16 protein-coding genes, 2 tRNA genes and 2 rRNA genes are annotated in these 23,952 nt (G+C 49.3%); 7 read left to right on the top strand and 13 right to left on the bottom strand.

The annotated features are described in order from the left end of the window. Nucleotides 1-90: 90 nt before the first annotated feature. The 8 genes from RRV97_RS06755 to RRV97_RS06720 all read right to left on the bottom strand — a co-directional run bounded on the left by RRV97_RS06755 (nucleotide 91) and on the right by RRV97_RS06720 (nucleotide 11,605). Entirely contained in the window at nucleotides 91-1,590 is a 1,500-nt protein-coding gene (locus RRV97_RS06755) for a DegQ family serine endoprotease (RefSeq protein ID WP_254345130.1), read from the bottom strand. Between the two features lie 240 nt (nucleotides 1,591-1,830). Beyond that, nucleotides 1,831-3,084 (bottom strand): glutamyl-tRNA reductase, encoded by a 1,254-nt coding sequence (gene hemA / locus RRV97_RS06750; RefSeq protein WP_036493228.1) that lies wholly within the window; start codon nucleotides 3,082-3,084, stop codon nucleotides 1,831-1,833. Between the two features lie 149 nt (nucleotides 3,085-3,233). Further along, nucleotides 3,234-4,097 (bottom strand): RNA polymerase sigma factor RpoH, encoded by an 864-nt coding sequence (rpoH, locus tag RRV97_RS06745; protein WP_004519690.1) that lies wholly within the window; start codon nucleotides 4,095-4,097, stop codon nucleotides 3,234-3,236. Nucleotides 4,098-4,377: 280 nt separating this feature from the next. Beyond that, a complete protein-coding gene (gene lnt, locus RRV97_RS06740) occupies nucleotides 4,378-5,925 on the bottom strand; it encodes an apolipoprotein N-acyltransferase (protein WP_315611083.1) in 1,548 nt (515 codons plus the stop codon). Between the two features lie 55 nt (nucleotides 5,926-5,980). Beyond that, nucleotides 5,981-6,847, bottom strand: coding sequence for a DUF808 domain-containing protein (locus tag RRV97_RS06735; RefSeq protein ID WP_315611082.1), 867 nt, complete (start codon nucleotides 6,845-6,847; stop codon nucleotides 5,981-5,983). A 111-nt stretch (nucleotides 6,848-6,958) separates the two neighbouring features. After that, nucleotides 6,959-8,341 (bottom strand): TolC family protein, encoded by a 1,383-nt coding sequence (locus tag RRV97_RS06730; protein WP_315611081.1) that lies wholly within the window; start codon nucleotides 8,339-8,341, stop codon nucleotides 6,959-6,961. 63 nt (nucleotides 8,342-8,404) lie between these two features. Beyond that, the gene (locus RRV97_RS06725) at nucleotides 8,405-10,342 is read right to left on the bottom strand and encodes a MacB family efflux pump subunit (protein WP_315611080.1); all 1,938 of its coding nucleotides are present in this window, start codon (nucleotides 10,340-10,342) and stop codon (nucleotides 8,405-8,407) included. Nucleotides 10,343-10,423: 81 nt separating this feature from the next. Continuing rightward, nucleotides 10,424-11,605 (bottom strand): efflux RND transporter periplasmic adaptor subunit, encoded by a 1,182-nt coding sequence (locus RRV97_RS06720; protein ID WP_315611079.1) that lies wholly within the window; start codon nucleotides 11,603-11,605, stop codon nucleotides 10,424-10,426. A 289-nt stretch (nucleotides 11,606-11,894) separates the two neighbouring features. On the opposite strand from RRV97_RS06720, the gene RRV97_RS06715 reads away from it, so the two are divergent. Then, nucleotides 11,895-12,317, top strand: coding sequence for a type IV pilin protein (locus tag RRV97_RS06715; RefSeq protein WP_315611078.1), 423 nt, complete (start codon nucleotides 11,895-11,897; stop codon nucleotides 12,315-12,317). Nucleotides 12,318-12,434: 117 nt separating this feature from the next. On the opposite strand, the gene nusB is transcribed toward RRV97_RS06715, so the two are convergent. From nusB to RRV97_RS06700, 3 genes are all read right to left on the bottom strand, one after another. Then, a complete protein-coding gene (nusB, locus tag RRV97_RS06710; protein WP_004519698.1) occupies nucleotides 12,435-12,863 on the bottom strand; it encodes a transcription antitermination factor NusB in 429 nt (142 codons plus the stop codon). 119 nt (nucleotides 12,864-12,982) lie between these two features. Next, entirely contained in the window at nucleotides 12,983-13,462 is a 480-nt protein-coding gene (ribH, locus tag RRV97_RS06705) for a 6,7-dimethyl-8-ribityllumazine synthase (RefSeq protein ID WP_036493252.1), read from the bottom strand. 93 nt (nucleotides 13,463-13,555) lie between these two features. Further along, nucleotides 13,556-13,879: a DUF2185 domain-containing protein gene (locus RRV97_RS06700; protein ID WP_315612244.1), complete on the bottom strand. Its 324-nt coding sequence runs from the start codon at nucleotides 13,877-13,879 to the stop codon at nucleotides 13,556-13,558. Nucleotides 13,880-14,133: 254 nt separating this feature from the next. Here RRV97_RS06700 and rnc point away from each other — a divergent pair, with 254 nt between their 5' ends. Together rnc and era are read left to right on the top strand one after the other, a co-directional pair. After that, nucleotides 14,134-14,853 carry a ribonuclease III gene (gene rnc, locus RRV97_RS06695; RefSeq protein WP_003748556.1) on the top strand — a complete coding sequence of 240 codons (720 nt, stop codon included), beginning with the start codon at nucleotides 14,134-14,136 and terminating at the stop codon, nucleotides 14,851-14,853. Between the two features lie 64 nt (nucleotides 14,854-14,917). Further along, the gene (gene era, locus RRV97_RS06690) at nucleotides 14,918-15,847 is read left to right on the top strand and encodes a GTPase Era (RefSeq protein ID WP_315611077.1); all 930 of its coding nucleotides are present in this window, start codon (nucleotides 14,918-14,920) and stop codon (nucleotides 15,845-15,847) included. 58 nt (nucleotides 15,848-15,905) lie between these two features. Here the strand turns inward: era and coaBC are convergent, their stop codons facing one another. Then, nucleotides 15,906-17,084, bottom strand: a complete 1,179-nt coding sequence (gene coaBC, locus RRV97_RS06685) for a bifunctional phosphopantothenoylcysteine decarboxylase/phosphopantothenate--cysteine ligase CoaBC (RefSeq protein ID WP_315611076.1) — start codon at nucleotides 17,082-17,084, stop codon at nucleotides 15,906-15,908. 34 nt (nucleotides 17,085-17,118) lie between these two features. Next, nucleotides 17,119-18,348 carry a hypothetical protein gene (locus RRV97_RS06680; protein ID WP_315611075.1) on the bottom strand — a complete coding sequence of 410 codons (1,230 nt, stop codon included), beginning with the start codon at nucleotides 18,346-18,348 and terminating at the stop codon, nucleotides 17,119-17,121. Nucleotides 18,349-18,872: 524 nt separating this feature from the next. Here RRV97_RS06680 and RRV97_RS06675 point away from each other — a divergent pair. The 4 genes from RRV97_RS06675 to RRV97_RS06660 all read left to right on the top strand — a co-directional run bounded on the left by RRV97_RS06675 (nucleotide 18,873) and on the right by RRV97_RS06660 (nucleotide 23,912). Next, nucleotides 18,873-20,413 (top strand): 16S ribosomal RNA (locus RRV97_RS06675). Between the two features lie 105 nt (nucleotides 20,414-20,518). Then, a tRNA-Ile gene (locus tag RRV97_RS06670) sits at nucleotides 20,519-20,595 on the top strand. Nucleotides 20,596-20,600: 5 nt separating this feature from the next. Beyond that, nucleotides 20,601-20,676 (top strand) — tRNA-Ala (locus RRV97_RS06665). 347 nt (nucleotides 20,677-21,023) lie between these two features. After that, nucleotides 21,024-23,912 (top strand): 23S ribosomal RNA (locus RRV97_RS06660). The 16S and 23S rRNA genes sit together here with 2 tRNA genes alongside, the layout of an rRNA operon. Nucleotides 23,913-23,952 lie beyond the last annotated feature (40 nt).

The following is a 23,952-nucleotide window of genomic DNA, read 5'->3' as shown; positions in this document are numbered from 1 at the left end:
GATTTGGAAAGCAGATAACAAAATACCCACCGCCTCTGACTGATGGGTATTTTATCATTTAACGCATCATCATGCCGTCTGAAAATCTTGCTATTGCAGATTGAGTGCGAGGAACAAGGTATTGCCGTCGCGTTGCACCAGAAGCGGTACGTTTTTGCCTGCGCTTTCCAAGGCGCTGCGGAAGGTAGATTCGTCATTGACGCTGATTTGGCTGACGGCAATGATTTCGTCGCCGCGTTTGAGGCCGGCACGTTCGGCCGCACCGCTAACGCGCAGAACGATTAAGCGTTGTTTGCCGTCTGCGTTTTCAACCTGCAAAGTCAGGCCTGCGTTTTCAACGGCAAAGCCGTCATGGCCGCCTTCGTGTTGCGGCTGTTCGTTTTCTTTGGCCGATGTTTCCGTTTGTTCGGCTGCGCTGCCAAGTTTGACTTTGACATCGGTTTGTTTGCCGCCGCGCCAAATGCTCAAAGTCACTTCTTTACCCGGCATCATCGAGCCGACCATGACCGGCAAATCGCTGGAAGCGCGGACTTCTTCTCCGTTTACGCTGCGGACAATATCACCGACTTGCAAACCGGCTTGTTGCGCTGCGCTGTTCGGCATGATTTTGGCAATCAGCGCGCCGCTTGCTTTGTCCAAACCGAAAGATTTGGCCAAATCGTAAGAAACTTCTTGGATAACCACGCCCAATTGGCCGCGTTGGACTTTGCCGTTGGCTTTCAATTGGTCGGCCACATTCATGGCAACATCAATCGGAATGGCAAACGAAATGCCCATGAAACCGCCACTGCGGCTGTAAATTTGCGAGTTGATGCCGACCACTTGGCCGCGGAGGTTGAATAACGGGCCGCCTGAATTGCCGGGGTTGATGGCAACGTCGGTTTGGATGAACGGAGTGTAGTTTTCATTCGGCAGGCTGCGGCCTTTGGCGGATACGATGCCTGAAGTTACGCTGTTGTCAAAGCCGAATGGCGCGCCGATGGCGGCTACCCATTCGCCCGGTTTCAAATCTTTCGGATTGCCGATTTTGACAACCGGCAAGTCTTCTTGCGGCTCGATTTTTAAGAGGGCAACGTCGGATTGGGCGTCTGAGCCGACCAGTTTGGCCGTGTATTCGCGTTTGTCGTTGAGCAGGACTTTGATGTTGCCCATGCCGGCAACCACGTGGGTATTGGTCAGGATATAGCCGTCTTTGCTGATGATAAAGCCGGAGCCGAAATTCAAATCATCGCTTTCGGCCTCTTCTTGAGGCATGTCGGGCATATTGGGAACGAGGCGTTTGAAGAACTCATAAAACGGGTCGTTGTCGGGGAATTGGCTCAGATCCATGCTGTGGTCGTCATCTGGTGTTGTAGTGCGTTTTGCCGGAGTTGCTTGAATATTGACGACGGCCTGTCCTTCGTTTTGTACCAATTGGGCGAAATCGGGCAACAGCATACCGACCTTACCGTCATCGGTATTGGTTTCTATGCGTTGGACGAGTTCTTTGCTTTCTTCTTTACCGAAAAAGGTGCTGACTTTGTCGCAACCTGAAAGAAGGGATGCTGAGAGGACAGCAAGGGCCAGATATGTGTTTGTTTTAATATGCACGAAAGTTCCTTTTGCCGGTGCCTATCTTATTGTCGGCATGTATTTGAGCCGGCAGGCAGTTTTATTGTTTGAATGTTGTTCAAATGTATAAAGTAGGATTTTTACACTTTAACGGTTTTTTTTCAAGCATTTCATTTTAAATGAAAAAATGATGATTGAAATTTGTTGCTTTGAGGCCGTCTGAAAACTTTGACATAGAACCTGTTGTCTCGCTTTTTTCAGACGGCCTTTAAATTAAGGTCAGTCGTGTTGGTCCAAGTGGTAGATCTGCGCCACGGCATCGATTAATTCGCTGTTGTCCGAGCCGGCTTTGTTGAGCGTGCGTGTCGGAGAGTGGAGCAGTTTGTTGGTCAACTGAATGGAGAGGCGTTCGAGGACATCCTCGGCCGATACGCCTTTTGCCAGTTGTTTCATGGCATTTTCCAGCACTTGGCGGCGTGCGCGTTCGCCTTCGTCGCGCAAGGCGCGGATAAGCGGAACGCTTTGACGGTTTTTCTGCTGGCGGATAAATTCGCTAACCTTTTCTTCCACCATGCTTTCAGCCGCCGCCGCTGCCTTTTTGCGCGCGTCTTTACCGCTTTGGACAATATCCATCATGTCGTCCACGGTATAGAGATATGCGTCTTCCAATTCGCCGACTTCGGCTTCAATGTCGCGCGGAACGGCCAAATCCAGCAGGAAAACGGGCATGTTGTGGCGTTTTTTCAATGCGCGTTCGACCATGCCTTTGCCGACGAGGGGCAGTTGGCTGGCGGTGGAAGAAACAACCACGTCGTAATCATGAAGAATATCGGGTAATTCATTCAGCAGGCAGGCTTCGGCGTTGACGCTGAGTTTGTCGCACAATTCCTGCGCACGCTGGTGTGTACGGTTGGCAACGGTGATGAGCTTGGGATTTTTGGCGGCAAAATAAGTGGCCACCAGCTCGATCATTTCGCCTGCTCCGATAAAGAGGACGTTAAGGTCGGAAATGGAAGGGAAGATTTGCTCTGCCATTTTGACCGATGCGGAAGCCATAGAGACGGAGTTTTCACCGACAGCGGTATCGGTGCGCACTTCTTTGGCAACGGCAAAGGTTTTTTGAAACAGGGCGTTTAAGTGGGTATTGATGCTTTCTTGTTCTTGCGCAACGCGGACGGCATCTTTGATTTGGCCGAGAATTTGCGGTTCGCCCAAGACCATGGAATCCAAGCCGCAGGCGACGCGGAAGGCGTGGCGGACGGTTTCGTTGTTGTCTAGGGTATAGAGGTAGGGGCGGATTTCTTCGACAGGCAGATTGTGATATTTTGCCAACCAGTTGATGATTTTTTCGGATTCGCCGACGCAGTAAAGCTCGGTGCGGTTGCAGGTAGAAAGAATGACTGCTTCTTCCGCCGCCTCGCTGCGCGCGAGGTTGGACACGGCATCCGGCAGATTTGCAGCAGCAAATGCCAGTTTTTCGCGTATGCTCAAGGGCGCGGTTTGGTGGTTGAGTCCGACGACGGTAAGTTGCATGGTTATGGTATGACCGGGTAGTGTGTGTGGTGGCTATTATAGCTTAAGTGGGCTTTAAAATGAATGTGTTGGGGGGATAAGATACGATGAGGTTTGCCATCGAAAAGGCCGTCTGAAAAGATTCAGACGGCCTTTTTATCAAGAAAGGCTTAAACGGCTTCTGCTTCTTCTGCCAAGAAACCGCGCAGTTTTTGCATGGCTTTGGCTTCGATTTGGCGGATGCGTTCGGCAGATACGCCGTATTCGGCAGCCAATTCGTGCAGGGTCAAACCGCCATCGTCTTGCAACCAGCGGCTTTCAACGATACGGCGGCTGCGGTCGTCCAGTTGCGCCAAGGCGTTTTGCAGACCTTCGGTTTGCAGGGCGTAGTGGGCTTGTTTGGACAACTGACGGCTAGGCTCTGCATCGTGGTCTGCTAACCAGTCGATAGGGGCGAAGTTGTCCTCGTCATCGTTGTTTTCTGCCATGATGCCGATGTCGTGGCCGGTCATGCGTTGTTCCATTTCCAAGACTTCGGACAATTTGACGCCCAAATCGTCGGCAATTTCTTGCGCTTCTTTTGGAGACAAGGCATTCAGGTTTTTACGCATGCTGCGCAGATTGAAGAACAGTTTGCGCTGCGGTTTGGTTGTGGCCACGCGGACCAAACGCCAGTTGCGCAAAATGAATTCGTGGATTTCGGCTTTAATCCAATGCACGGCAAACGAAAACAGGCGCGCACCGCGGCTTGGTTCGTAGCGTTTGACGGCTTTCATCAGGCCGATATTGCCTTCTTGAATCAGGTCGGCTTGGTTGAGGCCGTAGCCGTCGTAACCGCGTGCGATGGATACGACGACGCGAAGATGGGACAGAATAAGCTGTTTGGCGGCGTTGAGGTCGCCTTTTTGTTGACGTTCGGCCAGTTGCGTTTCTTCTTCGGCAGTCAGCATGGGAATGCTGTTGACTGTATGAATGTATTGCTCGAGGCTACCGTTGCCGCTGTGGATAACGGGTAATGCAAAAGCTTTATTCATAAAAGGATGCTCTCCTTGATTAGGCCGTCTGAAAACGGCTTTTTGTTTATTGTGTGACAAGCAGTATAACACTGCCTGTGGTTTGTTTTGTTATAGGTTGGATTTTTTCTGTAAATTAACGATAGATTCAATAGTTTTTACTGCTTAAATCGCAAGGGTTGATTGTCTTAGAAAATTTGAGTGATTTGCTAGGTTTTGGGTAAGTATATTACAAACATTTCTGTATGTAAATAGTTTTAGCAATAAAAAAGACCTTGTATAACAAGGTCTTAAAATTTTTTTATTCTGGTTTCTTCCGGTCAATCAGGATGAGGAATACGCCGATAACGGCCAAAATGCTGATAAGCCATGTTGAGCCGCCTGCCTTCATATAAGGCGTTTCGCCGATATAGCCTTTAACGTGGCCTTCGAGGACGGTTTCAGTATCCGGTTGGGCTTCGGCAACAATCGTACCTTTAGGGGAAATAATGGCGGTCGCACCGGTATTGGTGGCGCGAACCATGTAGCGGCCCAGCTCCATTGCGCGTGCTTGGGACTGTTGAAGCTGCTGGTACATGGCATTGGATTTGCCGTACCACGCCATATTGCTGATGTTGGCAAGCAGGGTGGAGCGTTTGGCCGTTGCGATGAGTTCGTCGCCGAAACCGTCTTCATAGCAGATATTGAAGGCGACTTTTTGATCTTTCATTGTCAAAGGCGCTTGGTTGTCGCCGCCTTTTTGAAAGTCGGCCAAAGGCATATCCATCATTTTATAGAGGCGCTCGGTAATGATGGGCAATGGCTTGTATTCGCCAAATGGAACGAGGTGGTTCTTGGCGTAGTAGGGGATGGTATCGGAAGTGCTGTTGTGATAGTCGCTCAAATTGATGACGGCATTTTCGTAGCCGTTGCCGTCGGGCGTATATTGGCTGATGCCGATGGCCAATGCGCTGCCGTTGCTTTGCGCCTGTTCGGCGAATTGTTCCAAGATGCCTTCGGGCAGGTCCTGGCGCATCAGCGGCAGGGCGGTTTCAGGCAGGATGACGATGTCGGCACTGGTTTTGCTGATTTGTTCGTAGTATTTCTGAATGGTCGGAATGATTTGTTCTTCTTTCCATTTCAGATTTTGCTCGATATTGCCTTGAATCAGGGCGACGGTGCTGGTGCTGCCGTCGGGGCGGGTGTATTCGGTTTGTTGGGAAATGTAGCCGACGGAGCAGAGCGCAACGATAAGGAATAAGGGCAGCAGGCGGTGTTTCAGACGGCCGTGGTTGTCAATCAGCAACACCAGCCATGCGCTGAGGAAAGCGGTTGCCAGCGTAACCATATGAATGCCGCCTAACGGTGCGAAACCTGCCAACGGGCTGTCTTTGATGATTTGGGAATAGCCGATTGCGCCCCAGCCGAATCCGGTTAGGAAGCGTTCGCGGGCAAATTCTGCCAGCGTCCACAAAATCGGCAGCAGGAGGCCGGTTTTGGCCCAGCGAGCCAGGTTGCATTTTCTCCACACCCAAAAACAGATGGCCGGATAAAGCGCAAGAAATGCCGGCAGCAGGAAGGTGAGGGGGATGGCGTATGAATCCGGCAGCCCCGAAACATCATGCAGGGCAGTGTGTATCCAATAAAACTGCGCCGTATAACCGATTAATCCGAACAGATAGGCAGTCATGACGGCAAAGCGCGGACGCAATTCAATCAGGCGTATCAGCGCGCCGAACAATAGCGGCATCAGCCAGAAATGATAATACGGGGCGAAAGTGAACGGCGTCGCGGCGGCAATCAAGATGACCAGCGGCCAGTACAGCAGCGGGTGTTGCCAGTATTGTTCGAGTTTACGGAAAATATTCATGCTTTAAATGGTATTGAGGCCGTCTGAAAAGTTTTCAGACGGCAGGGAAACAAAATCAGTCTTTTTGAAATAGTTTCATTGCAGGCAGGACAATGGCGCAGGCCAATGCACCGGCGGCTACTCCGACCACCAGATTGGCGATATGTTCCATCATGCCGCTGTCCCAATGTTGTGCGTGGAGGAAATCGTGCAAAAAACCAAGGTTGTGGGCGATCAGTCCGCCGCCGACCAAGAACATCGCCAGCGTGCCGACAATGCTCAAGCCGCGCATAAACCAAGGCATAAATGAAATCAAACCGCGTCCGATGCCTTGCACGGCGGCACTTTTCTGGCGCATCAGCATCATACCGAGGTCGTCAAGTTTGACGATAATGCCGACCAAACCATAGACCAACACCGTCATGCCGATACCGATGGCGGCCATAACCAAAGAGCGCGTCATCAGGTCATATTTTTCGACAACGCCCAGTGCGATAATGATGATTTCGGCTGAGAGGATGAAATCTGTGCGGACCGCACCTTTAACTTTTGTTTTTTCGTCTGTAACTTCAGGCTCGGCATCGTGTCCGTCTTCGTGTTCATTGCGGTGCAGAAATTTGTGCAGCAGTTTTTCCACGCCTTCAAAACACAAATAAACACCGCCGATCATCAGCAAGGGCGTAATCAGTGCAGGCACGAAAGCGGAAAGCAACAGCGCAAGCGGCACCAGAATCAGCTTATTGACCAGAGAGCCTTTTGCCACCGCCCAAATAATCGGCAATTCGCGCTCGGCAGATACGCCGGTTACCTGATTGGCGTTGAGTGCCAAATCGTCGCCGACCACGCCGGCGGTTTTCTTGACGGCGACTTTGGTCATCATCGCTACATTGTCCAAAACGGCGGTAATGTCGTCCAAAAGCGTAAAGAGAGAGGCGAAGGCCATAATGTTGTCCGGATAAAATCAAATAAACGCGCGATTATATATGAAAATTCAGTTGCTTGAATGGTTTCAGACGGCCTTTGACGGAAATTAACCAAAGGCCGTCTGAAAATGCTATTTCGGCGTATAACGTCCTGCCATGGCTTTGTACACCATATTTTCGTATTTTAAAGCTTCATAGCGTTGGTTCAGCAGGTTTTGCGTCGAGCTGTATTCCGTATTCAAAGCCTCCAGCCAGTCTTTCAGTTCGTTTTTACCGTGTTGGTAGCGAACTTGATAGTAATGGCTGTTTTTCTTGTCCAACTGGTAACGCTGTTCCTGATTGGCAAGGCCGGCCTGCGCGTTTTTGTAGGCAAGGTAGTTGGTGTTGACTTCGTTGAGCGCGGTAGTCAGGGCTTTTTCAAAATTCAGCTTGGCGCTGTCCATCTCCGCTTGTACGGTTTTGTCTTTCCATTTCATGGTCTGCCAATTAAGGAAAGGCAGATTGATGGTGGCCGAACCACCCAACATGGGGATATTGAACGTGCTTTTTGCTTTGTCGGACGACGTACTCAAACTTGCGCCCAAAGTAATCGACGGATACCAACTGCGTTTTTGCGCGTTGACCGATTGTTGCGACGCTTGCAGGCGGTATTCGGCGGCGCGCAGGTCAGGGCGGTTGGCCAAAACGGTAATCGGTACGTCCAAGTTCACGCCTTTGACCGGCAACAGACGGAATTGTGCCGGATCGGCGGCCATGTTTTCAGACGGCCTTAAATTCAACAAATTACGCAAAACCTGTTTTTGCGTATCCAAATTGTTTTGCAAAGACAACAGACTGTTTTCTGCGTTCAACAATGACTGTTTGGCTTGCGTCGGCTGGCTTGAATCGGCTCGGCCGTAGCGGAACTTGGCATTCGCAATGCGGTTGATTTCCTGATATTGCTTCAGTGATTTTTGCGCCAACTCGATGGCTTCGTTCAGGTAGGCGATATTGAAATACGCATCGGCGACATTATTAATCAAAGTCAGGCGTGTGTTGGCCATGTCTTCATGCGTGGCTTGGTATTCCCATACCTGCGCATCGGCAGTGGCACTGAGTTTGCGCCACAAATCCAATTCGTAGCTCAAGCCAAGCTGGCTGCTGAAGGTATTGCCGTGGCTGCCGGTTTTCAGGTTTTTAGAAGCATTCGCACCCAACGAGCCGCTGAACGAAGGCACCAAATCCGCGCCCAAAATATTGGCTTGGTACAAAGCCTTGTTGACGCTGATGGCCGCCTGTTTCAAATCGACATTATTCGCCAACGCCTGCTCCATCAGCGCGTTGAGTTGCGGGCTTTGGTAGATTTCCCACCAGTTGCCGTTGACATCGTAGCGTTCGGCAGTTTCCGCTGCGCTCATGACTTGGCCGGTTGCTTCCAGCGTCAGGTTCGGATTCGCTTTAGGTGCGGCGCATGCACTTAGGGCAAGGGCAACAGCCAAGGATAAGGCAGCTTGGGAAAAAGGTTTCGTTTTCATAAAAAATCTTTCGGGGAACAGCATTTCAGACGGCCTTAAGATAATAGGCCGTCTGAAACATAATCAATCTTGAGCTAAGGCATCAATCGGATTGAGCTTGGAAGCTTTGTTGGCAGGCATAAAGCCGAACGCGACGCCGATGGCGGTGGAGCAGACAACTGCGCCGATGACGGAAGCCATGGAAATGCTCATCGGGAAATCGGTGACAAAATAGTTGAACACCAGGCTGATGCTTGCGGACAACAATACGCCTGACAGGCCGCCGATGATGCAGATTAAGACGGCTTCAATCAGAAACTGCTGCAAAATATTGTTGCGCCGCGCGCCGATTGCCATGCGCACGCCGATTTCTTTGGTGCGCTCGGTAACGGAGACCAACATGATGTTCATCACGCCGATGCCGCCGACCACCAAAGAGATGACCGCGATGGAAGAAATCAGTAGTGTCATGGTGCCGGTCGTGCTTTCAACCATTTCTTTGATGCTGTCGCTGTTGTTCATAAAGAAGTCTTCTGTACCGTGGCGTGCTTTCAGCAGCTCGGTCAGGCTTTTTTCGGCAACCTGTGTGTTGGCATCGTCTTTGATTTTGACAACGATGGAGTTGGTATAGCTCTCGCCGGTAATTTGGTGCATTACCGTTGTATAAGGCGACCAAAGCATCAGCGAGTCGGAATTGCCGAATGAGTTGTCATCCTTTTTCATGATGCCGATGACGGTGAGCGGGCGTTTTTTGAAGAGGATGGTTTTGCCTAAAGGATTGACGCCTTCTCCGAAGAGTTTGGTTTTGGTGTTTTGGTCGATGACGACGACTTGGGCATCGTTTTTTACATCGTCATCATCAAACAGACGGCCTTCTTCCAATTTCAAACCGCGCACGTCGAAATATTGTTCGCCTACGCCGTAAAGCGAGGCGGTCAGGTCGGTGTTGCGGTAGGTTAAGGTGCCGCCGGAGTTGGTTTGAGGGGTGGCAGAGGCGACGTAGCTTTGTTGGCTGATGGCTTTTGCGTCATTAATCGTCAGTGTTTTGATCCGTCCGCTGCGGCGGTCGCCAAAACCACGACCAGGGAAGATACTGATGGTATTTGTGCCCATCGAGTTGATGTCTTCCAAGATTTTTTGTTGCGAGCCATTACCCAAGGCCACTACCGATACCACCGAAGCGATACCGATGATAATCCCCAGCATGGTCAGCAGCGAACGCATTTTGTGCGCCATAATCGCCTGTACCGACATTTTGAATGCTTCCATAAATTGATCGTAATAAAACGACCAGGAAGCTTTTTCTTTAATTCGCTCCACTTTGCTGGGCGGAATATCGGGATTTTTAGACGTATCCGAAATAATCTGACCGTCGCGGATTTCGATGACGCGGTTTGCATTTGCCGCAATGCCCGGGTCGTGGGTAACCATAATCACGGTATGCCCGTCTTCATGCAACTTATGGATGATTTCCATCACATTTTTACCGCTGGCGGTATCCAATGCGCCGGTCGGTTCGTCGGCAAAGATGATTTCGCCGCCGTTCATCAACGCGCGGGCAATCGAAACACGTTGTTGCTGGCCGCCGGAAAGCTCGCTGGGTTTGTTGCCTTCTTTATTTTGCAAACCCAAATTGCCCAATAATTTTTCCGCACGTTCCGCGCGCTCTTTGCTGTCCATGCCCATATACACGGCAGGCAGGGCGACGTTGTCTCGGGCGGTCAGCGAGCTTAACAGGTTGTAACGCTGGAAAATAAAGCCGAAACGCTCACGGCGCAAAGCCGCCAGCTCATCCGGCTGCATTTGCGATGTTTCGATGCCGTCGATTTGATAAGAGCCGGAGGTGGCGGTATCCAGACAGCCCAAGATATTCATCAGCGTCGATTTGCCTGAGCCGGACTGGCCGATAATCGCCACAAAGTCGCCTTTCTCAATAGAAAGGCTGACATCTTTCAATACGTGTACACGGTTTTCACCGCTACCGAAAAAACGGTTGATATTCTTACATTCGATTAAACTCATAATCTTTCCGGGCGAAAAATAGACATACAGAAACCAAGGCCGTCTGAAACACAGCCAAACCTTTCAGACGGCCTTAATCAATCAGCGAGGAGGGCCGCCGCCCATCATCGCGCGTTCGCTGCTCTTATTCTTTTCATCTGCGCTCATTTCAGAAACGATCACTTTTTCGCCTTCTTTCAAGCCGCTTTTGATTTCGGTATTCATGCTGTCTTTCAAACCGACGGTCACTTCGCGTTCTACCGCTTTATTGTCTGCGCCCAAAATGCTGACATAGGATTTGCCGTTATGTTTTTTTACAGTCAGCGTCGGTACCAGTAAGACATTCTTCACGCCGTTGATTTCAATCGTGTTTTGAGTGGTCATGCCGATGGAAAGTTTGCCGTCGGAATTCGGCACTAAGGCGCGGGCATAGTAGTAAATCGCATTGGAAGTCGTGTCCGTGCTGCTGGTGTAGCTGCCCAAAGACATGGTGGTCAGGCCGGGGTCGACGCTGTCCAATTTTGCTTTAATCGGCGTGTCCGGCTCGGACAAAATAGTGAACGAAATATCCTGACCGGCTTTGACTTTCGTAATATCGCCTTCGGCAATCTGCATTTTGTTTAACATGGTTTCCAGATTGGCTAGCTGGATAATGGTGGGCGTAGATTGCGCCGCATTGACGGATTGGCCTTCTTCAACAGGAATGGCGACTACGGTGCCGTCCATGGTGGCGGTAATTCGCGTGTGGCCCAGTTCGGATTCGGCCGTATTGATGGAGATTTTGGATTGTTTGATGGAGGCCTTCAGTTCGGCGACATTGGCTTTGGCTGCGGCTAAAGAGTCTTGTGCAGATTCCAAATCTTCTTTGGAAGTGGCTTGTTCTTTCCATAAGGCAAGTTCGCGCTTATATTTTTTCTCCGCACTGGAAAGCGCGATTTCGGCAGAAACCAATTTTGCTTGATAAGTTTCCAGTTTGGATTTTTCGGTATTTAAGGTATTGAGCTGATTGGTTGAGTTGATTTCTGCAATCAGATCGCCTTTTTTCACTTGTTGGCCCAGTTTCACATACAGTTTTTTAATCTGGCCTGAAGCTTCCGCGCCTACGGATACTAAATTGGAAGGCGAGATTTCGCCGGTTGCCGATACGGTTTGACGGATATCGCCGCGTTTAACCACTTCTGTAATAAAAGAAGACTGAGGCTCAGGCTTCATCAAAGACCAGCCGCCGAAAGCCGCAGCCACGATAACAGCCGTACCGGCCGCCCACTTGAAAACTTTAGACATATAAAAGGAACCAATTCAATAAAATAACGTCGCAGACAAGCAACAAATGTATTGATAGAAACAAAAAAACAACTGGATTTTACTGTAAAGACTAAGGCCAACCAAGAGACAGTCGGCTTAAATTGAAGTTTAACTTATTGAAATAAAAAATAAAAGGATGAAAATATTTTTCAGAACTTGTACCTCGTTTACATAAATTCCCAAACTCCCTCCGAATCTGAACATTTAAGCTGCAAGAAAACGACTATAATATTCATGTCTTATTCCAATTATTAACGACACAAATAAAATGAAACACCAACAAGGCTTCACGCTTATCGAGCTGCTGATAGTCGTTTTGATTGCAGCCATTCTCGCTACCATCGCCTATCCGTCTTATCAAAACTACATCCGCCAAACGCGTCTCGCATCCGTCCGCACACAGATGCTGCATAACGCCCAACAACTCGAACGCTACTACACTCAAAAAAGAACATTTAAGGATTTTCCTCCTAAAAATTTACAGCAGAATGAATATTTCGATATTAATTTTTCCAAAGATACGGCTTCTATGCCTAATCCTTCCGATTCAGGTTATATTTTGAAGGCTGTGCCCAATAAAGAAACCAATGCCGATGAAACTTGTACCGTTTATTACAACGACAGCGGCATCATCTGGGCAAACAGCGATAAACAAAACTGCCCTGGTTATGAAATACCAAAATCGGAATAAATCGAAATATAAAAGGCCGTCTGAATTTCTGACGGCCTTTTTGATGGTTTGGCTGTATAAGCAGATTAGCCTCAACAGGGCAAAGATCAGTAATCCCGGCCCGATGTGAAGTCGATTTTAGCCTTTGCGGCGCGGTTCGTCGGGGCGGATGCGGGAAGCCAGTTGGTCGAGGATGCCGTTGACGAATTTATGGCCGTCGGTGCCGCCGAAAGTTTTGGTGACTTCAATGGCTTCGTTGATGATGACAGGATAGGGGGTTTCAGGCATGGTGCTCAGCTCATGGCAGGCAACCAGCAAAACGGCACGTTCGATAGGGCTGAGGTCTTTCTCGTCGCGGTCGAGCAGGGGGCTGATTTTTTCCATGTATTCTTCGGCATGGGTTTGTGCGCCGAAAAACAGTTTGTTGAACAGCTCTTCATCCATATTGGGCGCTTGGGACAGTTCGCGGATGTTTTTGGCGATTTCGGGAGCGGCAGTTTTGTTGATGCCTGCTTGATAAATAGCTTGTACGGCAAGCTCGCGTGCGCGGCGGCGTGGGCTTTTCATGGGTATTCCTTGTGAAGAGGGCCGAGGGTTGTCGGCTGAATATTGAATGATTCAGACGGCCTCAATGTCATGATTGAGAGGCCGTCTGAAAATATGCGGTATTCAATACGGGGAGAAGCTTATTCTTCGTCGTCTTCGTATTGTTCTGACAAAAGATGGTTGACCAAGTTGGCACATTCTACGGCAACTTTGGCGGCATCGGAGGCTTTTTCTTCGATGCGTGCAACGGCCTGTTCGTCGTTTTCAGTCGTCAGGATGGCGTTGGCGATAGGGATGTTGTAGTCAAGGGCAACGCGGCTGACGCCAGCGCCGGACTCATTGGATACCAATTCAAAGTGGTAGGTTTCGCCGCGAATGACAACGCCGATGGCAATCAGGGCATCGAATTGTTCGGATGAAGCGAGGTTCATCAGCGCGATAGGCACTTCAAGCGCGCCGGGAACAGTGGCAAGCGTGATGTTGTCTTCGGATACGCCCAATTCTTTTAGGGTGCGGCAGCATACTTTGACCATTTCGCTGCCGATTTCGTTGGTAAAGCGGGCTTGAACGATGCCGATGCGCAGGTTGGTGCCATCGAGGCGGGGTTCGATAATGTTCATGATGATTCCTTCAATATTTGTGAAATAGGGATTCTGCTCGGTTTCAGACGGCCTAGTTATAAAGGAGGCCGTCTGAAACGAAATTGGGATGGGTTATTCTTGCGGCTGCCAATCGGCAACGGCTTGGAACTCGCCGTCTTCGTTCAATTCCCACGCGCTGCCTTCTGACTGAGTCAGCAGGGGCGCGATGTCGGGATTGTCTGCGGTAATGGCGGAGAGGCTGACAATGCTGAAGTTGTCGGGATTGTCGGTGTATTCGTCGGTTTCGTCGCCGCTGAAAATACGCCAGCCGCTGTCGTTTTCAAATACGGGGGCTTCGCGGTAGAGGAAGCCGACGGGTTCGCCTTGTTCGGCGACGGTGTTGGTGACGATGCAGCGGTCGAGCGCTGCGGCCAATGCTTGGGCAAATTTGTTCATGGAGTTGGCAAAGAGATGATTTGGCATGATTTTACACGATTCGCCGCTTTTCCGCACGGATGTGTGCAGGGGCGGTTTGGTGGTACAATGTCGGTCGAGCGCCGTCAGGTTTGAACATGACGGCTTTTGATTGTTTATCGGCTTGAGGGACGCAAGAAACAATGAGCCAAAATAAAAAAGTTGCCGGTGTAGCCTTTTTATTTTGTTTCACTGCGGATGAGGCGTATTTTCGGGCTGTTTTTTGAAAGTATGGAATGAAACCTGATTTGCTCAAACAGCAGGCGCATCGAGCGATTCAAAAGCGTCTGGGCTATGAGTTCCGCAATATGGAGCTGCTTCAGCAGGCTTTGACCCACCGCAGCTACAATGCCAAACACAATGAGCGTTTTGAATTTGTCGGCGATTCGATTTTGAACTATTCCGTGGCGCGGATGTTGTTTGACGCGTTTCCGAAATTGTCGGAAGGCGAGTTGTCGCGGATGCGCGCGGCTTTGGTGAATGAAGGCGTGTTGGCTGAAATCGCGTTGGAAATGAATGTCGGCGACGGTTTGTATTTGGGTGCCGGCGAATTGAAGAGCGGCGGTTTCAGACGGCCTTCGATTTTGGCCGACGCGATGGAGGCGATGTTTGCAGCGGTCAGCTTTGACGCTGATTTTTCTGCGGCGGAAAAAGTGGTTCGCCATTTGTTTGCGGAACGCGTGAAACGTGCGGATTTGAATATCGGCAAAAAAGACAGTAAAACCGCTTTGCAGGAAGCCTTGCAGGCACGCCGCTTTGCCCTGCCGAAATATCGAATCGAAGAGCAGGCGGAGCAGACGGCCGATGCGATGTTTGTGATTTCCTGCGATTTGGGCGAACTCGGCTTTATCTGCAATGCACGCGGCAGCAGTCGGAAAGTGGCCGAGCAAAAAGCGGCATGTGAAGCCTTAGAATGGTTGGAACAGAAGTTTCCTTTGAAAAAATCTAAAAAATAATATTTCAGACGGCCTTTGAAAAAATGCAAAGGCCGTCTGAAACAATCAAGAAAGTCATATATAAATGGATGTAGAAACCTTTTTGCAAAACGAGTCGCAACACACGACGGATTATCGTTGCGGCTTTGTGGCCATCGTGGGTCGCCCGAATGTCGGCAAATCCACGCTGATGAACCATTTAATCGGTCAGAAAATCAGTATTACCAGTAAAAAAGCACAAACCACGCGCAACCGTGTAACCGGTATTTACACCGACGACACGGCGCAATTTGTGTTTGTCGATACCCCGGGTTTCCAAACCAATCACCGCAATGCCTTGAATGACCGTCTTAATCAAAACGTAACCGAAGCATTGAGCGGCGTGGATGTGGTGGTTTTTGTGGTGGAAGCCATGCGTTTTACCGATGCCGACCGCGTGGTGTTGAAACAGTTGCCTAAGCATACGCCCGTGGTATTGGTGGTCAATAAAATCGATAAAGATAAAGCCAAAGACAAATTTGCACTTGAAGCGTTTATCAATGAAGTGCGCCAAGAGTTTGAGTTTGCCGCCAGCGAGGCAGTCAGCGCAAAACATGGTTTGCGTATTGCCAATTTGCTGGAACTGCTCAAACCGTATCTGCCGGAAAGTATCCCAATGTATCCGGAAGATATGGTGACGGACAAATCCAGCCGATTCCTGGCGATGGAGATTGTGCGCGAAAAATTGTTCCGCTATTTGGGCGAAGAGTTGCCGTATGCGATGAATGTTGAAGTGGAGCAGTTTGAGGAAGAGGAAAGCGGACTGTTCCGCATTTATATCGCAGTGTTGGTCGATAAAGACAGCCAAAAGGCGATTCTGATTGGCAAGGGTGGGGAGAAATTGAAGAAAATTTCTACTGAAGCACGCCTTGATATGGAGAAATTGTTTGGTACCAAAGTCTTCTTGAAGATTTGGGTGAAAGTGAAATCCGGTTGGGCAGACGATATTCGTTTCCTGCGCGAATTGGGACTGTAATGTAATGTGTGTTTGAACAAAGGCCGTCTGAAAAATTTTCAGACGGCCTTTTGTTTGATTAAGCCAATAATTCAGCCAGGCGTTTGACAATTTCATCTGCAGCTTGGCGTTTGGATGTTTCCGGAAATGAGGTTTCGGCAAGGTCATCAATAATGGTGATTTGATTGGTTGGCTTGCCCATGGAAACGGAAACTTGGTTGGCCACCAGCATCGGTACGTTTTTACGTAAACGTTTTGCTCGTGCAAATTCCAAAACCTGATGGCTTTCGGCAGCAAAGCCGATGCAGAACGGCGGAGAAGGTAGGGCGGCAACGGATGCGAGAATATCCGGATTTTCCGTCAGTTCGATAACCGGAGGCTGATTGCCGTTTTTCTTCAGTTTCTCGTTGCTGCTGTTTTTGACTTTATAGTCTGCAACGGCTGCGACAGAGATAAAGACATCTTGTTCATGGATATGGCGGTGGACTGCCTGATACATGGCTTCTGCGCTGACAGCCTGTTCGGATTGAGCCAAGCCTGCGGGTAAGGCCGTCTGAATTTGACCGTAAATCAGCGTAACCTCCGCTCCGGCAGCACGGCACGCACGCGCTAGAGCCATGCCCATTTGTCCGCTGGAAATATTGGTAATGCCGCGGACAGGATCGATGGCTTCAAATGTTGCGCCGGCTGTAATCAGAACTTTTTTGCCGCTCAGCAGCTTGGGTGTCCATAAATCTTCTAGCAAATCTGCCAGATCGACCGCTTCGACCATTCTGCCCGTACCTGTTTCACCGCAAGCCTGTTCGCCACTGTTTGGGTAAAACACGGTAATGCCGTCTGAAGCCAGTTGCGCAATATTGCGCAGGTTGGCAGGGTTGTTCCACATTTCGACATTCATTGCAGGCGCAACAGCCAAAGGACATTTTCTGGCTGCGGCCAAAGTAGTCAGCAGGTTGTCGGCCAATCCGTTGGCAATTTTGGCAATCGTATTGGCAGTCGCAGGCGCAATAAGAAATGCGTCGGCTTCGCGCGTCAGATTGATGTGCGCCATGCCATTATTGGAAGCGCCTGAATAGGTATCCGATAACACGGGATTGCCGCTTAATGCTTGGAAAGTCAGCGGAGAGACAAATTCCGTTGCAGAATCCGTCATCACCACTGAAACAGAATGTCCTTGCTTTTTCAGCAATCTGACCAGTTCACACGATTTATATGCTGCAATACCGCCGGTGATACCGAGGAGAATGTGTTTGCTCATGATATTGGATGTTTAGTTAAGCTATTGTTTGAAATCAAATTCTCTCGATATTGATTTTTGCCAATCCTGCTTTAATGGCATTACCGTATCTTCTGGGTAAGGAAGCTGAAACAATTCCGTTTTTTACTTCAGTTACGTAACTGCATACCTTAAATTCAGGAACAACATTAAGCGAGTAATCCCGATTGACTAAAGGGGATACACGCGAATATAAAGTCCATCTCGCCAAGCTGTTATCTTCATAATCGGTTGTTGCGTTGAAGCTGGTTGCACCTTCGCAGAAAGCAATTTGATAATCTGGGTTGAATTCTCCGGGGATGTCATGCGGATCGCGGAAGTTGAACAGTCGGTCATGTGCAAAGAGATTTTGGCGTATATAGGCCCACAATTCTTTTTCTAAGAAATCCTGATCCGCGAAATGCCTTGAAGAATAGCCGCTATCAATAAAGTTTTGAATTCTTTCCTGCATATTAGGAACGGCACCGGCCTTGGCCCCCCACATGCCTGCAAGAATCAAAGCAGTATGCGAGCCCGAATCGCGTATGGTGTGGAATAGGGTGCCACTTTTTATCCATTCCGAAACAGAAGCTGCATCTCGATAACAAATAATAGAATCAGCATCGCGAAATATCACATATTCAGCTTCAGGATCATTTATCGCAAGAAAACGCCACATCGTTCCGGGCCAGTTGCGCAGTTGGGGATCAATATGGATAACCTCCGCACCATTTGCTTTAAACCGTTGGATGGCTTCGGCCGGAACAGAATCATCAACATAGAAACGGCATGTCCAGCCAGGGAAAAGAACAGGAGCAAGCTGGGTATTTAAGACGGCAGGCTCAATATATTTGGAACTATTACCAAATAAAGAAAACGAGATAATCCGTTTTCCATCTTTTGGCGCCGATGCAGGAATAATTTCATGCTGAAGGTCAGGTATGGCTTTATCTTTCAAGACCAAAGCCTGATGGCCATAAAATCCGGTTCTTTCCCAATTTCCCAAACCGCCGTATGCGTGTGCAAGTAAATCCAAAGCAGGGATATAGGCACTATCCAGCTCCAATGTTTTCATTTCGGCCTCAATGGCTTTTTCCCATTTCAATTGCTTTAGATAGACATAAGCAACTTTGTGATGAAATTCGACAGATTGTGGATTGAGAAGGCAAAGAATCTCCGCACGTTTAAGCGCTTCCTCGTAATTTTCCTCTTCGATAAAAGAGTGGTATGCCTGTTCAAATTTTTGTTGGATTTGTTGGTTGCTCATAATAGGACAGTTTTAAATTTATGATTGTTTTATTGAAGAAAGTGTAGATTGTAAGAGTAGATAGGACCAAAGCGCCAGCAATATTAAAGAGAAATAGTATCTGAATGTAGCAAATAAGAGCAAAGTTGTAGGGCTATTATCTTTGAAGATTCTGTACACCTAGTGAATATATAAAATTTGATAAATTTAAAATTATTTAAATACAGGCAGTTGCAGAAATTCTGCAATTTTTTTGAAATTGGGTGTTGACTGGTTTTGTTGGGAGGCGTATAGTTCGGTTCTTCGCTGCTGACGCGGTGAAGAAAACGAAGCAGACAGTATAACACAGTTGGTTGAAATTTTCGATAATTTTAGTTGACTTTTGAAAATTGTACTGTATAATTCGATTCGCTCTTTAAAAAACAGATTACCGATAAGTGTGAGTGCATTAGGCCTCACACTGTTTGAAAGACAGACAAGATGATGTTTTAGACATTGTCCTGTCGGTTTCTTTGAAGCAGACCAGAAGTTATAAGTTAGAGATTGAACATAAGAGTTTGATCCTGGCTCAGATTGAACGCTGGCGGCATGCTTTACACATGCAAGTCGGACGGCAGCACAGAGAAGCTTGCTTCTTGGGTGGCGAGTGGCGAACGGGTGAGTAACATATCGGAACGTACCGAGTAATGGGGGATAACTAATCGAAAGATTAGCTAATACCGCATATTCTCTGAGGAGGAAAGCAGGGGACCTTCGGGCCTTGCGTTATTCGAGCGGCCGATATCTGATTAGCTAGTTGGTGGGGTAAAGGCCTACCAAGGCGACGATCAGTAGCGGGTCTGAGAGGATGATCCGCCACACTGGGACTGAGACACGGCCCAGACTCCTACGGGAGGCAGCAGTGGGGAATTTTGGACAATGGGCGCAAGCCTGATCCAGCCATGCCGCGTGTCTGAAGAAGGCCTTCGGGTTGTAAAGGACTTTTGTCAGGGAAGAAAAGGCTGTTGCTAATACCGACAGCTGATGACGGTACCTGAAGAATAAGCACCGGCTAACTACGTGCCAGCAGCCGCGGTAATACGTAGGGTGCGAGCGTTAATCGGAATTACTGGGCGTAAAGCGAGCGCAGACGGTTACTTAAGCAGGATGTGAAATCCCCGGGCTCAACCTGGGAACTGCGTTCTGAACTGGGTGACTAGAGTGTGTCAGAGGGAGGTAGAATTCCACGTGTAGCAGTGAAATGCGTAGAGATGTGGAGGAATACCGATGGCGAAGGCAGCCTCCTGGGATAACACTGACGTTCATGCTCGAAAGCGTGGGTAGCAAACAGGATTAGATACCCTGGTAGTCCACGCCCTAAACGATGTCAATTAGCTGTTGGGCAACTTGATTGCTTAGTAGCGTAGCTAACGCGTGAAATTGACCGCCTGGGGAGTACGGTCGCAAGATTAAAACTCAAAGGAATTGACGGGGACCCGCACAAGCGGTGGATGATGTGGATTAATTCGATGCAACGCGAAGAACCTTACCTGGTCTTGACATGTACGGAATCCTCCAGAGACGGAGGAGTGCCTTCGGGAGCTGTAACACAGGTGCTGCATGGCTGTCGTCAGCTCGTGTCGTGAGATGTTGGGTTAAGTCCCGCAACGAGCGCAACCCTTGTCATTAGTTGCCATCATTAAGTTGGGCACTCTAATGAGACTGCCGGTGACAAGCCGGAGGAAGGTGGGGATGACGTCAAGTCCTCATGGCCCTTATGACCAGGGCTTCACACGTCATACAATGGTCGGTACAGAGGGTAGCCAAGCCGCGAGGCGGAGCCAATCTCACAAAACCGATCGTAGTCCGGATTGCACTCTGCAACTCGAGTGCATGAAGTCGGAATCGCTAGTAATCGCAGGTCAGCATACTGCGGTGAATACGTTCCCGGGTCTTGTACACACCGCCCGTCACACCATGGGAGTGGGGGATACCAGAAGTAGGTAGGGTAACCGCAAGGAGCCCGCTTACCACGGTATGCTTCATGACTGGGGTGAAGTCGTAACAAGGTAGCCGTAGGGGAACCTGCGGCTGGATCACCTCCTTTCTAGAGAAAGAAGAGGACTGATGCATTCACACTTATCGGTAAACTGTAAAAGATGCGGAAGAGAAAAGCTTGAGTGAAGACAAGATTCGCTTAAGAAGAGAATCCGGGTTTGTAGCTCAGCTGGTTAGAGCACACGCTTGATAAGCGTGGGGTCGGAGGTTCAAGTCCTCCCAGACCCACCAAGAACGGGGGCATAGCTCAGTTGGTAGAGCACCTGCTTTGCAAGCAGGGGGTCATCGGTTCGATCCCGTTTGCCTCCACCAAGCACTTTACAAATCAAAGGAAGCCTGCTATACTTAGCAGCTTATTTTGATTTGCGAAGTGAAATATCGACGCATCGATCTTTAACAAATTGGAAAGCCGAAATCAACAAACAAAGACAATGAGTTTGTTTTGATTTTTTATTCTTTGCAAAGGATAAAAAATCTCTCGCAAGAGAAAAGAAAACAAACACAGTATTTGGGTGATGATTGTATCGACTTAATCCTGAAACACAAAAGGCAGGATTAAGACACAACAAGCAGTAAGCTTTATCAAAGTAGGAATTTCAAGTTTGCTTCCCTAGTCAACGGGTAGGTAAACAAAGTCAGAGAGGTTCTTGAAATGATAGAGTCAAGTGAATAAGTGCATCAGGTGGATGCCTTGGCGATGATAGGCGACGAAGGACGTGTAAGCCTGCGAAAAGCGCGGGGGAGCTGGCAATAAAGCTATGATCCCGCGGTGTCCGAATGGGGAAACCCACCTCTTAGGAGGTATCCTTATCTGAATACATAGGATAAGCGAAGCGAACCCGGAGAACTGAACCATCTAAGTACCCGGAGGAAAAGAAATCAACCGAGATTCCGCAAGTAGTGGCGAGCGAACGCGGAGGAGCCTGTACGTGATAACTGTCGAGATAGAAGAACAAGCTGGGAAGCTTGACCATAGTGGGTGATAGTCCCGTATTCGAAATCTCAACAGTGGTACTAAGCGTACGAAAAGTAGGGCGGGACACGTGAAATCCTGTCTGAATATGGGGGGACCATCCTCCAAGGCTAAATACTCATCATCGACCGATAGTGAACCAGTACCGTGAGGGAAAGGCGAAAAGAACCCCGGGAGGGGAGTGAAATAGAACCTGAAACCTGATGCATACAAACAGTGGGAGCACCCTTGTGGTGTGACTGCGTACCTTTTGTATAATGGGTCAACGACTTACATTCAGTAGCGAGCTTAACCGAATAGGGGAGGCGTAGGGAAACCGAGTCTTAATAGGGCGAACAGTTGCTGGGTGTAGACCCGAAACCGAGTGATCTATCCATGGCCAGGTTGAAGGTGCCGTAACAGGTACTGGAGGACCGAACCCACGCATGTTGCAAAATGCGGGGATGAGCTGTGGATAGGGGTGAAAGGCTAAACAAACTCGGAGATAGCTGGTTCTCCCCGAAAACTATTTAGGTAGTGCCTCGAGCAAGACACTGATGGGGGTAAAGCACTGTTATGGCTAGGGGGTTATTGCAACTTACCAACCCATGGCAAACTAAGAATACCATCAAGTGGTTCCTCGGGAGACAGACAGCGGGTGCTAACGTCCGTTGTCAAGAGGGAAACAACCCAGACCGCCAGCTAAGGTCCCAAATGATAGATTAAGTGGTAAACGAAGTGGGAAGGCCCAGACAGCCAGGATGTTGGCTTAGAAGCAGCCATCATTTAAAGAAAGCGTAATAGCTCACTGGTCGAGTCGTCCTGCGCGGAAGATGTAACGGGGCTCAAATCTATAACCGAAGCTGCGGATGCCAGTTTACTGGCATGGTAGGGGAGCGTTCTGTAGGCCGATGAAGGTGCATTGTAAAGTGTGCTGGAGGTATCAGAAGTGCGAATGTTGACATGAGTAGCGATAAAGCGGGTGAAAAGCCCGCTCGCCGAAAGCCCAAGGTTTCCTACGCAACGTTCATCGGCGTAGGGTGAGTCGGCCCCTAAGGCGAGGCAGAAATGCGTAGTCGATGGGAAACAGGTTAATATTCCTGTACTTGATTCAAATGCGATGTGGGGACGGAGAAGGTTAGGTTAGCAAGCTGTTGGAATAGCTTGTTTAAGCCGGTAGGTGGAAGACTTAGGCAAATCCGGGTCTTCTTAACACCGAGAAGTGACGACGAGTGTCTACGGACATGAAGTAACCGATACCACGCTTCCAGGAAAAGCCACTAAGCTTCAGTTTGAATCGAACCGTACCGCAAACCGACACAGGTGGGCAGGATGAGAATTCTAAGGCGCTTGAGAGAACTCGGGAGAAGGAACTCGGCAAATTGATACCGTAACTTCGGGAGAAGGTATGCCCTCTAAGGTTAAGGACTTGCTCCGTAAGCCCTGGAGGGTCGCAGAGAATAGGTGGCTGCGACTGTTTATTAAAAACACAGCACTCTGCTAACACGAAAGTGGACGTATAGGGTGTGACGCCTGCCCGGTGCTGGAAGGTTAATTGAAGATGTGCAAGCATCGGATCGAAGCCCCAGTAAACGGCGGCCGTAACTATAACGGTCCTAAGGTAGCGAAATTCCTTGTCGGGTAAGTTCCGACCCGCACGAATGGCGTAACGATGGCCACACTGTCTCCTCCCGAGACTCAGCGAAGTTGAAGTGGTTGTGAAGATGCAATCTACCCGCTGCTAGACGGAAAGACCCCGTGAACCTTTACTGTAGCTTTGCATTGGACTTTGAAGTCACTTGTGTAGGATAGGTGGGAGGCTTTGAAGCAGAGACGCCAGTCTCTGTGGAGCCGTCCTTGAAATACCACCCTGGTGTCTTTGAGGTTCTAACCCAGACCCGTAATCCGGGTCGGGGACCGTGCATGGTAGGCAGTTTGACTGGGGCGGTCTCCTCCCAAAGAGTAACGGAGGAGTTCGAAGGTTACCTAGGTCCGGTCGGAAATCGGACTGATAGTGCAATGGCAAAAGGTAGCTTAACTGCGAGACCGACAAGTCGAGCAGGTGCGAAAGCAGGACATAGTGATCCGGTGGTTCTGTATGGAAGGGCCATCGCTCAACGGATAAAAGGTACTCCGGGGATAACAGGCTGATTCCGCCCAAGAGTTCATATCGACGGCGGAGTTTGGCACCTCGATGTCGGCTCATCACATCCTGGGGCTGTAGTCGGTCCCAAGGGTATGGCTGTTCGCCATTTAAAGTGGTACGTGAGCTGGGTTTAAAACGTCGTGAGACAGTTTGGTCCCTATCTGCAGTGGGCGTTGGAAGTTTGACGGGGGCTGCTCCTAGTACGAGAGGACCGGAGTGGACGAACCTCTGGTGTACCGGTTGTAACGCCAGTTGCATAGCCGGGTAGCTAAGTTCGGAAGAGATAAGCGCTGAAAGCATCTAAGCGCGAAACTCGCCTGAAGATGAGACTTCCCTTGTGGTTTAACCACACTAAAGAGTCGTTCGAGACCAGGACGTTGATAGGTGGGGTGTGGAAGCGCGGTAACGCGTGAAGCTAACCCATACTAATTGCTCGTGAGGCTTGACTCTATCATTTGAAGAACTTCAAATAATAAAAGCTTACTGACTG

It is taken from the genome of Neisseria sp. DTU_2021_1001991_1_SI_NGA_ILE_055, assembly GCF_032342915.1.
Classification (GTDB): domain Bacteria; phylum Pseudomonadota; class Gammaproteobacteria; order Burkholderiales; family Neisseriaceae; genus Neisseria.
This window is presented reverse-complemented; position numbering and strand designations above follow the sequence as displayed.